The 12229-nt window shown below is 60.1% G+C and carries 12 protein-coding genes; 10 read left to right on the top strand and 2 right to left on the bottom strand.

What is annotated here, in order from left to right; genetic code table 11:
- Positions 1–213 precede the first annotated feature (213 nt).
- Genes asnB through RIFP1SYM_RS08560 form a run of 4 tightly spaced genes read left to right on the top strand, consistent with a single transcriptional unit; the run spans position 214 to position 5150 of the window.
- Positions 214–1530: an asparagine synthase (glutamine-hydrolyzing) gene (asnB, locus tag RIFP1SYM_RS08570; protein WP_005961948.1), complete on the top strand. Its 1317-nt coding sequence runs from the start codon at positions 214–216 to the stop codon at positions 1528–1530.
- Positions 1506–2090: an asparagine synthase-related protein gene (locus RIFP1SYM_RS18035; RefSeq protein WP_005961946.1), complete on the top strand. Its 585-nt coding sequence runs from the start codon at positions 1506–1508 to the stop codon at positions 2088–2090. Before asnB ends, RIFP1SYM_RS18035 begins: the two co-directional genes overlap by 25 nt.
- The gene (locus RIFP1SYM_RS08565; RefSeq protein WP_005961944.1) at positions 2087–4060 is read left to right on the top strand and encodes a heparinase II/III family protein; all 1974 of its coding nucleotides are present in this window, start codon (positions 2087–2089) and stop codon (positions 4058–4060) included. Before RIFP1SYM_RS18035 ends, RIFP1SYM_RS08565 begins: the two co-directional genes overlap by 4 nt.
- Positions 4061–4097: 37 nt before the next feature.
- On the top strand, positions 4098–5150 hold the full coding sequence (locus RIFP1SYM_RS08560; protein ID WP_006474328.1) for a polysaccharide deacetylase family protein: 1053 nt from the start codon (positions 4098–4100) through the stop codon (positions 5148–5150).
- Here the strand turns inward: RIFP1SYM_RS08560 and RIFP1SYM_RS08555 are convergent.
- On the bottom strand, positions 5137–6210 hold the full coding sequence (locus tag RIFP1SYM_RS08555) for an adenylate/guanylate cyclase domain-containing protein (RefSeq protein ID WP_005961940.1): 1074 nt from the start codon (positions 6208–6210) through the stop codon (positions 5137–5139). The two genes, RIFP1SYM_RS08560 and RIFP1SYM_RS08555, sit on opposite strands and share 14 nt — an antisense overlap.
- A gap of 62 nt (positions 6211–6272) precedes the next feature.
- Positions 6273–7454 carry a trypsin-like peptidase domain-containing protein gene (locus RIFP1SYM_RS08550; protein ID WP_005961938.1) on the bottom strand — a complete coding sequence of 394 codons (1182 nt, stop codon included), beginning with the start codon at positions 7452–7454 and terminating at the stop codon, positions 6273–6275.
- Between the two features lie 47 nt (positions 7455–7501).
- Here RIFP1SYM_RS08550 and RIFP1SYM_RS08545 point away from each other — a divergent pair, with 47 nt between their 5' ends.
- The 6 genes from RIFP1SYM_RS08545 to RIFP1SYM_RS08520 form a co-directional block, all read left to right on the top strand.
- On the top strand, positions 7502–8254 hold the full coding sequence (locus RIFP1SYM_RS08545) for a Nif3-like dinuclear metal center hexameric protein (RefSeq protein WP_240991613.1): 753 nt from the start codon (positions 7502–7504) through the stop codon (positions 8252–8254).
- A gap of 312 nt (positions 8255–8566) precedes the next feature.
- The gene (gene petA / locus RIFP1SYM_RS08540; RefSeq protein ID WP_005961934.1) at positions 8567–9163 is read left to right on the top strand and encodes a ubiquinol-cytochrome c reductase iron-sulfur subunit; all 597 of its coding nucleotides are present in this window, start codon (positions 8567–8569) and stop codon (positions 9161–9163) included.
- A complete protein-coding gene (locus RIFP1SYM_RS08535; protein WP_005961932.1) occupies positions 9163–10404 on the top strand; it encodes a cytochrome b in 1242 nt (413 codons plus the stop codon). The genes petA and RIFP1SYM_RS08535 overlap by 1 nt, the downstream gene beginning before the upstream one ends.
- Positions 10401–11141, top strand: a complete 741-nt coding sequence (locus tag RIFP1SYM_RS08530; protein WP_005961930.1) for a cytochrome c1 — start codon at positions 10401–10403, stop codon at positions 11139–11141. Before RIFP1SYM_RS08535 ends, RIFP1SYM_RS08530 begins: the two co-directional genes overlap by 4 nt.
- A 131-nt stretch (positions 11142–11272) precedes the next feature.
- On the top strand, positions 11273–11896 hold the full coding sequence (locus tag RIFP1SYM_RS08525; RefSeq protein ID WP_005961928.1) for a glutathione S-transferase N-terminal domain-containing protein: 624 nt from the start codon (positions 11273–11275) through the stop codon (positions 11894–11896).
- A 10-nt stretch (positions 11897–11906) separates the two neighbouring features.
- Positions 11907–12229: ClpXP protease specificity-enhancing factor (locus RIFP1SYM_RS08520; protein ID WP_039960103.1), on the top strand; the 323-nt coding region annotated here is incomplete at its 3' end.

Here is a 12229-nt window from a genome sequence, read left to right as displayed (position 1 = left end):
AGCGCAGTGGCATGGCGCATTCGCCCATGCTGCTGTCAGGGGTAAGTGTTGCGGCTTTACGGAACTGTCGACAAACGCACTGTTTGAAAGGAGGTGCTAGGACATTTTACGGGGATCTGTGGTTATAATCCGAGGCGTTCACTGGATGGTGCAGTCGCCTCCAAAGCCCCCCTGCACCAATACGGAAATATCTAAAAAGAAGCTAGAACGACTATGTGCGGTATTGCCGGTTTTGTCCTGAATAACCCTGTCGACAGCCCCCAGCCCCTGCTCAAGCGCATGGCAGACGAGATCGTCTACCGCGGGCCAGACGACGAAGGCTTCTATACTACCGAGGCCAACGCCGGGCGCCAGCAGATTGGCCTAGCCCATCGCCGCCTCTCGATCATTGATCTGGGCGGGGGCCATCAGCCGATGGCCAACCAGCGCGCCACCACCCAGGTGGTGTTCAATGGTGAGATCTACAACTATCGTGAGCTGCGCGCCGAGCTGGAGTCGAAGGGCTACAGTTTCAACAGCAACTCCGACACTGAATCATTGCTCGCCGCCTACGACGAGTGGGGCGAAGCCTGCGTCGAGAAGTTGCATGGCATGTTCGCCTTCGCCCTCTGGGACAGCGAAAAGCAGCAGCTCTTCGTCGCCCGCGACCGCTTCGGCAAGAAACCCTTTTACTTTTGGCAACGCGGCGACGAGCTGATCTTTGGTTCCGAGATCAAGAGCATCCTGGTGCATCCGCGGGTGCAGCGGCAGATCGACCAGGCCGCAGTCTGGGACTATCTCGCCTTTCGTTATGTGCCTTGGCCGCGCACCTTGTTTGAGGGGGTCGAGAAACTGCCTCCCGGTTCCTGCGGGGTGTGGCGCAACGGCGAGTTTTCTGTGCGCCGTTACTACATCCCGCCGGATCGTGAGCCGCGTGTCGACCAGGCTCCGGTGGCCGACCCGGTGGCCGGCTTTATGGAACAGCTCGATCATGCGGTGGAGAGCCGCATGGTGGCGGACGTGCCGTTTGGCGCTTTCCTCTCCGGTGGTATCGATTCCTCCGCCATCGTCGGCCTGATGACGCGCCACAGCAACGAACCGATCAAGACCTTCTCGGTGGGTTTCTCTGAGGCCCAGTACAGCGAGCTGGGCTACGCCAAGACCATCGCAGAGCAGTTCCATACCGACCACCACGAACTGACCGTCTCCCAGGCGCACCTGATGGAGGAGCTGCCGAAGCTGGTGCGTCTGCGCGACGCGCCGGTGGCTGAGCCGTCGGATATCCCGATCTATCTGCTCTCTTTGGAGGCGCGCAAGACGGTGAAGATGGTGCTCACCGGCGAGGGTAGTGATGAGTTTCTCGGTGGCTATCCGAAACACAGCTTCGACCGCTACGCCGACTATTATCGTTATATCCCGGATCTGCTGCAGGCGCCGATCCGCGGCCTGGTCAACGCGCTGCCCTACAAATACCGCCGCGCCAAGACCGCCATCAACAACCTAGGGCTGCGCAACTGGGAGAGCGCATGCCGCGCTGGTTTGGCGCGCTGACCTGGAAGGAGCGCGAGGCGCTGGCGGCGTTTCGTCCCGACGACTATCAGCAGTTCGACGGCCCGCCCTTCGATGTCAATCGGGACAACAGCAACCTGCGCAAGATCCTCTACTTCGATCAGACTAGCTGGCTGCCCGATAATCTGCTGGAGCGCGGCGACCGCATGACCATGGCGGCCTCCCTGGAGGCGCGTATGCCCTTCATGGACCATCAGTTGGCGGCCTACATCTCCTCGCTGCCCGACGATTGCCGGATCAAGGATGGCATCAGCAAATGGATGCTGCGTGAGGGGATGAAGCAGATCCTGCCCGAGACCATCCTCAATCGCCCCAAGGTTGGTTTCCGGGTGCCGGTCAATGAGTGGTTCCAGGGGCCGATGCGTGACTACCTCTGCGACCATATCCTCAGCAGCGATTCAAAAACCGCCGCCTATTTCAACCGGCCGGTGCTGGAGCGCTATGTCAACGAGCATGTGAACGGCACTCAGAACCACGAGAAGTTGCTCTGGGGCCTGCTCAACCTGGAGATCTGGCACCGGGAATATGGGATGAGCGCATGAGTTCACTGGCATGGAAGATCAACCGGATCAAGGCAATGAGCCCGGCGGAGCTGCTGTTCCGGGTTGGCCGGGTGGTGCAGGGCAAGGTCGAGAAGCAGCGTCTCAGCGCTGGTTGGAGGCCGAAGCCGAAGGGGTCGGTGGGTAGTCGTGGCGGCCTGTTTCAGGGGGAGTCTGAACAGATCGTCAGTCAGTGGCGTGCCGCCTATGCCGGGCAGCTGGCCGGCTACGAGCCGCTGCTCGATGGCGATGTAGATATCTTCGGCCACCTCAAGGTCAATCTGCTCGACGGCTTCAACTGGCACCGGGATCCCGAGTCGGGGATCGTTGCGCCGCTGCTCTACGGTAAGGGCATCGACTACCGTGACAACCACCAGGTGGGTAACTGCAAAACCCTCTGGGAGGTGGCGCGTCACCCCCATCTGGTGCCGCTGGCGGTGGCCTATGCGGTCACCGGCGATGAACGTTATGTGCGGCTGGTGACTAGCCAGATCGACAGCTGGATTGCACAGAACCCATTTGGTCTGGGGGTTCACTGGTGCAGCACCCTGGAGGTGGCATTGCGGTTGGTGGCTTGGGCCTTGGTGCACAGCCTGTTCTGTCTGCGCGATGAGCAGGGGCTGTTCAGCCGGGTCAGCGACAGCGAGGCGCTGGGCAATGCGATCTATCAGCATGCCCACTTTATCCGCCACTATCTCTCTCGCCACTCATCCGCCAACAACCACCTGATCGGCGAGCTGACCGGTCTGTGGCTTGGCTGCAGGGTATTTGATCTTGGTGCGGAGGGGGAAGTCTGGGCGGCGCTGGCGAAGCGCGAACTGGAGGCCGAGGCGGTCAAGCAGGTGTTCGAGGATGGCGTCAACAAGGAGCAGGCCAACTACTACCATCTGTGGGTGATGGAGTATCTCTACCTCAACTGGCTGGTGGGGGAACGCTACGCTGAGCCCTTTAGCGATACCTTCCGTGAGCGCATCATCGGCATGCAGCGTTTCATCTCTGCGCTGCGTCCGCCGGGTGGTGTGGTGCCGCAGATCGGTGACTCTGACGACGGCGTGGTGGCTCGCTTCGAGCCGGCCGATTCACCAGACCCCTACCGGGAGGTCTGCAGTGCGATCCAGGCGGTGCTGGAGGATGGTTGTGAGGCGCAGTACCTCAGCCAGAAGGTCTTCTGGTACAGCCTGATCGCAGGCCGCTCGGCGCAGATCGATGCGGGTCCAGAGGCGGATGATCAGCCGGCTGGGCAACTCTTCCCGAAGGGCGGCTATGCGGTGCTGCGAGGTGGCGGTGCCCATCTGATCTTTGATGCGGGGCCACTGGGATATCCCTCGATTGCCGCCCACGGCCATGCCGATGCGCTGAGCTTCTGCATGGCGCTGGATGGCCAGTGGTGGTTGGTCGATCCGGGCACCTATTGCTACCACACCCAGCCCGACTGGCGTGATTACTTCCGTAGTACCGCTGCCCACAATGCCCTGGAGGTCAATGGCCACGACCAGTCGCTGATCGGTGGTGCCTTCCTCTGGTTGCAGCGTTCGAAACAGCAGATCGGTGAGTTGCAGCAATCGGCCGATGGTGAGCAACAGAGTATCTCGGGTAGCGTCAGTGGATATGCCGACCCGCAGATTCGCCACCACCGGGAGATCACTCTCGATGCTCGGCAGCGCAAGCTACGGGTGACAGACCGGATCGAAGGGGGGGCGGCAGCGCTGCGGCTGCTGTTTCAGTTCCATCCGAATGTACGCCTCTACCCGGGTGAGCTGAAGCACCATTTCTATGCCGAGATCGAAGGTGAGCCGCACCGTTTGGAGATCTGTGCCGATGAAGCCCTGCAGTGGGAAGTGCGGCACGGCGAAGAGAATCCCCATCTGGGTTGGTACTCGGAGCGGCTAGGTCAGAAGGTGCCGATCGATGTCTTGGTCGGCACTCTGCAGGCTGCTTCGGGCTGTACCATCAACTGCGAATTCAGCTGGTAGCCATTGCTGCCGCAACCAACCTGGGAGTGGAGAGGGAATGGCTGCCGCGCAGCTGATACTCAGCGTTGACTACGAGGTATTTGGCGACGGAAGTGGCGAGCCGCGCCGCTGTGTGCAGGATCCGGCGCGGCGCATCATGCAGGTTGCCGAGGGATTTGACGCTCCTGTCACTCTGTTCGTCGATGCCGCAGGCTTTGCGATGATGGAGTCGGAGCTGCGCAGCGTCTGCTCAGTGGCGGCGATCAAGGCGCAGCTGGCGGCAGCGCTGGAGCGGGGTCATGATCTGCAGCTGCATCTGCATCCCCAGTGGGAGGGGGGGCGGATGGATGCCGAAGGTGAGTGGCAGCTAGATCTCTCACGCTGGCGAATCGCCGATCTGAGTGACGGCGAGATTCGCGTGCTGCTCAAGGAGGGGCGTACCTGGCTGGAGGATCTGGCGCGCTCGCGTCAGCCTGACTACCGCTGTATCGCCTTCCGTGCCGGTGGTTGGTGCATCCAGCCATCTGAGCGGGTGGTCAGGGCGCTGCGCAAGCTCGACTTTCTGATCGATTCGAGTGTCGCTCCGGGGATGCGCAATACCACCAAGGGGGAGTGGCTCGACTTTACCAAGGCCCCGAAGTTGCCCTACTGGATGACCAGGGGTGACGTCTGCACGCCAGAAAAAAAGGGGCTCTATGAGATGCCGATCGCAACGGCGCGGATCGATCCGGTGCGCCACATGCGCGCCTTGGTGGCGGTAAAGGGCCGGCCGGATGCCGGCTTTGCATCTGGCTGCGAGGGCTCCTATCGGGGGCCTGGCGGGACAGTCTCGGGGGTGGTGGGGCGGCTCGCAAAACTCTCCAAGCTGGGGCAGGTGATGCTCGATTTTTCCAGCATGCCTTCGCGGGTGCTGATCGATGTCAGCCGCAAGTGGCTCAAGCAGTTTGACGGGGTGACAGATGTACCGCTGCCGCTGGTGGCGATTGGCCATACCAAAAATTTTTCCGCCGCCTCTGAGCAGGCGCTGGCAGAGTACCTTGAGTGGGCCAGCGGGGAGGGGATTGCTTTCACCACCTTTCCCGCCTGGCTCGACGCCCTCAACGCTGATTGATCGACTGGTCGATGTGGTTCTTCAGCGCTGCCTGGCCGTCGTCATCTATGTAGCTGAACTCCATGCGGCTGTGCCACGCCTTGCCGCGTTGTTCGGAGCGCAGCACCTTGGCGTAGATGGTGCCAGTCTCGCGGCTCATCAGCGACAGTGAGAGATTGATCTTGATCTCGGAGAGTCTCTCCAGCTGTATCGGCGTACTGGCGAGCATGCCGTTGTAACTTAGATCCACCACCCGTCCCTGGTGACTGTGCTCCTCCAGCCACTTGCCTTGCAGGCGGCGGAAGCTCAGTGGTAAGTCTGAGGGGATGCGCGGGGTGCGGCGTGCTTCTACCCGTGGCACCTGCAGTGGCTTCGGACGGCTGGTGGCGAGTAGTTCGTAGAGGGTGACGGGTTCGCGTTTGCCCTTGACGTGGACCCGGTTGACCTCGCCAGTCTCAATATAGTCGGCGGCCTGGCGCTGTGACGCCTGGCTGAGCAGAATCTGGCCGCGCAGGCTGTAGGCTTCGATGCGCGAGGCCAGGTTGATGGCGTCGCCGATCACGGTGTACTCGCTGTAGAGCTCGGAGCCGAGATTGCCTGCCATCACCTTTCCGCTGTTGATGCCGATCCCCATGTAGAGACGCGGAAAGCCCAGCAGCCTGTTGTCCCGGTTGATGCGATCCATCGCCTGCTGCATCTCCACCGCGCAGGCGATGGCCTGTTGCAGGTCGTCAGGGTGGGGTTGCTGCAGGCCGAACAACACCATGATTGTGTCGCCCATGAACTTATCGATGGTGCCGCCATGCCGGTAGATGATCTCACACATCTGAGAGAAGTAGAGGTTGAGCATCTCAATCACCTGCCGCGCGGGCATCTGGGCGGAGATTGAACTGAAGCTGTGCAGGTCCGAGATTAGGATGGTGATCTGGCAGCTTTTGGGTTGGGCGGGGCCTGGCTGTTTCTGCAGCAGCCTTGTGAAGTGTTGTCGCAGCTTGCTCTCGTGGCTGTCGTCGAGCTGGTTGTTGCAGCTGCACTGTACTGAGTCGATGAGCTCATCGACCAATCCGGTGGTTCCGTTCATACGGATGTTCCTTGTGGATTGAGGCCCTCCCTGGATTGTAGGCGATGCTGTGGTTAGGTGCTTTATTCCCTGGCGGGGGAGGTGGTGGGACGCGGCTGTGAGATGGCTGTGGCCTCAATGGGGGTGTTGCCGCGCCAGCCGCCGATATGCAGCTGTTTACCTGGCGCTGTGCCGGCGATCAGCTGCAGCAGCTCGTGGGAGTTTTTCGGGGCGATGCCGTTGATGCTTGTGATGACATCGCCCGGGGTGAGTCCGGCCTGATCGCCGGGGCCGTCCTCCAGTACGCCGGTGACCAATACCCCTTCCACCGAGCGCAGTCCAAATGCTTCGGCTAGCTCTTCGGTGACATCCTGGCCCTGGATGCCGAGCCAACCACGCACCACCTCGCCAGTAGCGATTAGTTGGCGCATGATGCCTTCCGCCAGCTCAAACGGGATGGCGAAGCCGATGCCGTGAGAGCCGCCGCTGCGGGAAAAGATGGCGGTATTGATGCCGACCAGCTCGCCCCGGGCGTTGACCAGTGCGCCGCCGGAGTTTCCGGGGTTGATGGCGGCGTCGGTCTGGATGAAGTTCTCGAAGGCGTTAATCCCCAGGTGGTGGCGACCGGTGGCGCTGACTATACCCATGGTGACGGTCTGACCGACGCCAAACGGGTTGCCGATGGCGAGCACCACGTCGCCGATGCGGCGCTTTTCCGGATCGCTGATGGGGATCGCCGGTAGGTCGGGTTCGCCGTCGATCTTCAGCAGCGCCACGTCTGATTCCGCGTCGCTGCCGATGATGCGCACTGCCACGTTGTGGCCGTTGCGCAGCACCACTTTGATCTCGTCCGCCTCCTCGATCACGTGGTGATTGGTCAGCAGATAGCCATCCGGTGTGATGATGACGCCAGAGCCGAGACTGGTCTCGCGGCGCTTGCGGGTCTGATCGGGTAGCAGTCTGCCAAAGAAGTGTTGTAGCAAGGGGTCGCGAAACCGTAGCGACTGAGTCTCGGTGGTGATCTTGGCGGTGTAGATGTTGACCACCGCGGGGGCTGCGGTGGCAACCGCATCCGCATAGGAGAAGGGGCCGCTGGCGATGGGGGGCTTGGCTGGTGGTTCTGCCGATGCTTTGGGCTGGTTGAGGTGTGGCGCCTGCGGGCTCGGCTCTCGCAGTCCAGGCAGTAGGAACAGAACCACGATCGCCGCGGCGAGGCCGGCGGTGAGCGATGTCATTAAAAATGAGGCGAGTTTGCGGATCTTCATCGGGGAGGTAATCTAGCAGCCCTTTAATCGGGAACAGGGGCGTGCGCATGGTCGATCTGAATGAGCTGGAATCATACTGCAATGCACAACTCGGAGCGAATGAATTTGATGACTACTGTCCCAACGGCGTGCAGGTGGAGGCGGCACAGCAGGTCCGGCGCCTGATGGTCGGGGTAACCGCCTGCCAGGCGCTGATCGATGCGGCGGTGGAATGGAGGGCGGATGCGTTGCTGGTGCATCACGGCTTCTTCTGGAAGGGGGAGGCCGCGCCGCTGCGAGGCATCAAAGGGCGGCGTATTGCCAGTCTGATAAAAAATAATGTCAGCCTGCTGGCCTATCATCTGCCGCTGGATGCCCATCCGGAGTGGGGCAACAACCGCCAGTTGGCGCGGGTGCTAGGGTTGGAGTCGGCCCAGAGTACCCCCGCCGGCCGGGGGCTGGTGTGGCAGGCGGAATTGTCCCGGCCGATAAGTGGGGTGACGCTGGAGCGGCAGATCGCTCAGGCGTTGGGGCGAACTCCGCTGCATATTGATGCGGCGGAGAGGATGATTGGGAGGATTGGTTGGTGCAGTGGCGCAGCCCAGGGCTTTATCGAGGAGGTGGCGGATCTCGGTCTGGATGCCTACATTTCCGGTGAGATATCTGAGTCGACAGTGCATCTGGCGAGGGAGCGGGGGATCCACTATTTTGCCGCTGGGCATCATGCCACTGAGCGTTATGGCGTGCAGGCGTTGGGCGAGCGCCTGGCAGAACGATTTGCGCTGGAGTTGAGTTTTATCGATATCGATAGCCCAGCGTGAGCTCTTGCTGAGGGTGTTGGTTGGTACTTTAAAGAGTCCTAACATACTGATTCTTGGCCTCTTGCGGCGGAATGGGGATAGGTGTGCCCGCCTGGCAGCAGGCCTGGGTGGAGTGGCATGTCGTTGATACAGAACAGAAGTTACTCGGATTTACCTGCGTCCAGCCTTGACCTGTCGCGGTGCATGTTGGAGAATGCGCGGTCAATTTTTGGGGTTTATTCAGCATATTCTAATGTCCTGAACGGCGGGGCTGCCGAGCTGCCTTGTGGCACAAGGTATTGGTGGTTCGTCCAGAAACTCGGGGAGTAAAAAATGAGCGCAGATGGCGTGGATTTGGGAAAGCGGCGTACACTTACGCTCGCGACAAGTGCAGTCGGGGCGGTTGGCGCCGGCTTCGTGGTTTATCCTTTTCTGGCGGCCTGGTCCCCCAGCGAGAAGGCGAAGGCGGCTGGTGCGCCGGTAGAGGCCGATATCGGCAAGCTGGAGCCCGGCCAGATGATGCGCGTCAAATGGCGCGGTAAGCCGGTCTGGGTCGTGTATCGCACGGAACAGAATCTGAAGGACCTGCCGACTCTGGATGCTGCGTTGCTGGATCCCGCCTCCGATGATACCGGCCAGCAACCCGACTACTGTAAGAACCCCGCCCGCTCCATCAAGGAGAAATATCTGGTGGCGGTCGGTATCTGTACCCATCTGGGTTGTTCCCCGACCTACCGCCCCGATGTGGCGCCGGCGGATCTGGGTGCCGAGTGGAAAGGTGGCTTCTTCTGCCCCTGCCACGGTTCCCGCTTCGATCTGGCTGGCCGCGTCTACGCGGGCGTGCCGGCTCCGAAGAATCTGGAGATTCCCCCTTACCAATACCTTTCCGATACCAGGATTCAGATCGGTGCTGATGGAGGTGCTTCCTGATGAGCATGATGCAGAACTTCGTCGGCTGGATCGACGATCGTTTTCCGATGACCAAGGTGTGGAACGAGCACCTGGCGCAATACTACGCACCGAAGAACTTCAACTTCTGGTACTTCATGGGCTCCCTGGCGATGCTGATGCTGGTGAACCAGATCCTCACCGGTGTCTGGCTGGCGATGAGCTACAAGCCCGACGCGGGGTTGGCCTTTGCCTCCGTCGAATACATCATGCGTGATGTGGAGTGGGGCTGGTTGATCCGCTATATGCACTCCACCGGCGCATCGGCGTTCTTCATCGTCATCTACCTGCACATGTTTCGCGGGCTGATGTACGGTTCCTATCGGAAGCCGCGTGAGCTGTTGTGGGTCATCGGTGTGATTGTCTACCTGGCGATGATGGCCACCGCCTTCATGGGCTACCTGCTGCCCTGGGGTCAGATGTCTTACTGGGGTGCGCAGGTTATCGTCAACCTGTTCTCGGCGGTGCCGGTGATCGGTCCCGACCTGGGGGTCTGGATCCGTGGTGACTATGTCATCTCCGACGCCACACTGAACCGATTCTTCGCACTGCACTTCCTGCTGCCGTTCGTATTGGCTGCGTTGGTCTTCATTCACATCGTCGCCTTGCACAAGGTGGGTTCCAACAACCCCGACGGCATCGAGATCAAGAAGGGTCCAAAGGGCAACAAGTGGAGCGATACAGCACCGGCTGATGGTATCCCCTTCCATCCCTACTATTCGGTGAAGGATATCGCTGGTGTGGCAGGTTTCTTGTTCCTGTTCGCGGCGGTGATCTTCTTCGCGCCGGAGATGGGTGGCTACTTCCTCGAGCACCCCAACTTTGAACCGGCCAACCCGCTGAAGACCCCTGCCCACATCGCGCCGGTCTGGTACTTCACGCCGTTCTACGCAATCCTGCGTGCAGTACCTTCGATTGCAGGTTCTGCCTTCCCGGGTGTTGTTGCCATGTTCGGTTCGATCCTGGTGATGTTCTTCCTGCCCTGGCTCGACCGCAGCCCGGTTAAGTCGATCCGTTACAAGGGTGGCCTCTACAAGGTGGTGCTCGGACTGTTCGTGGTGGACTTCATTGTGCTTGGCTACCTTGGGACTCAGCCGACCACCGACCTGTACAAGCTGATGGCACAGATCGGCACCATCTACTACTTCGCTTTCTTCCTGCTGATGCCCATCTACTCCAAGATGGACAAGACCAAGCCTGTTCCTGAGAGGGTGACCCAATGAAAAAGCTGTTTTTTGCATTTCTGTTGGCTGCGGCGCCTCTCATGGGGTTTGCCAGTGGCGGTGGCGTACACTTGGATGACGCCGATATCGACCTGAGCGACGAGGCTTCGCTGCAGCGTGGTGCGAAATACTTCGTCAACTACTGCCTGAGTTGCCACTCGGCCAAGTTCCAGCGCTACAATCGCATGGCGAGGGATCTGGGGTTGACCGAAGAGGAGGTCAAGCAGAACCTGATGTTCACTACCGACAAGATCGGTAACACCATGACCATCGCGATGCCGCAGGAGCAGGCGGAAGCGTGGTTCGGCACCGCTCCGCCTGATCTGAGCGTGATCGCCCGGGCGCGTGGTGTGGATTGGCTCTACACTTATTTCCGTAGCTTCTATGTGGATGAGTCGCGGCCTTTCGGTGTCAACAACATCGTCTTTCCCGATGTGGGCATGCCTCACGTGCTGTGGGAACTGCAAGGTCCGCAGAAAGCGGTGTTCCGCACCGAGCAGGATGCGGCGGGCAACGAGACCCATGTCTTCGATAAGTTCGAGCAGATCGCCCCTGGCAAACTGAGCCCGGGCGAGTATGACGATGTGGCGCGTGATCTGACCGCTTTCCTGAGCTATGTCGGTGAGCCGATCCAGATGAAGCGTAAGAGCATGGGCATCTGGGTGCTGCTGTTTATTGCGGCCTTCTTCGGGCTCGCTTATATGCTCAAGAAGGAGTACTGGAAGGACGTCCACTGAAACCGTTGATACGGTAATTCTGAAAAGGGGCGCGCAGTTGTTGTATACTGTGCGCCTTTTTTCGTTTAGTTTTTGCTGGCGGGTGGAATTGCTGAAGCGGTTTCTCTCGCGGTTATTTTGGAGAGGAATCAATGGCGGCGGTTGCGAACAAACGTTCAGTAATGACCCTCTACTCGGATCCCCAGAACCCCTATTGTCACCGTGTGCGGATGGTGCTGGCGGAGAAGAATATCACCTTTGAGATCAATGACATTGATCCGCTCAACATGCCCGAACAGTTGATGGAACTGAATCCATACGGCACCCTGCCGACGCTGGTGGACCGGGATCTGCGGCTGTATGAGTCACGTATCATCATGGAGTACCTGGACGAGCGCTTTCCTCACCCGCCGCTGCTGCCGGTGGATCCGGTTTCGCGCTCCACCTCGCGTTTGCTGATGTATCGGGTCGATTACGACTGGTACCGGTTGATGGATGTGATCCTGGCCGGCAAGAAAGACGCGGCCAAGGCTCGCAAAGAGCTGCGTGAGAGCCTGATCGCCACCTCTCAGGTGTTTGCCGCCAAGGCGTTCTTCATGAGTGACGATTTCACTCTGGTGGATTGCTTGATCGCTCCACTACTGTGGCGTTTGCCGGTGCTTGGTGTCGATATCCCTGCTTCGGCCAAGGGCCTGCATGAGTATGCCTCGCGCCTGTTTGCGCGTGAGTCGTTCACCCAGAGCCTCTCTGAGGCGGAACGCGAGATGCGGGGCTGACAAGTTACTGATGACCTCGAACCGTCCCTATCTGATACGTGCCCTCTACGAGTGGCTGGTGGACAATGCTCTGACCCCCTATCTGCTGGTAGATGCCGATCATGAGGCGGTGGAGGTGCCACAGCAGTTTGTCAGCGAAGGCCGGATCGTGCTCAACATCGCTCCAGATGCGGTGGTGGGCCTAGAGCTGGGCAACGAGTGGATCAGCTTCAGCGCCCGTTTCGCCGGTCATCCGCAAGCGATTCTTGTGCCGCCGGCTGCGGTGCTGGGTATCTATGCCAAGGAGAATGGCCAGGGCATGCTGTTTCCAGAAGAACTGGAGCAGGAGCAGGA

It is taken from the genome of endosymbiont of Riftia pachyptila (vent Ph05) (assembly GCF_000224455.1).
In the GTDB taxonomy this organism is placed as follows: Bacteria; Pseudomonadota; Gammaproteobacteria; order Chromatiales; family Chromatiaceae; genus Endoriftia; species Endoriftia persephonae.
This window is presented reverse-complemented; position numbering and strand designations above follow the sequence as displayed.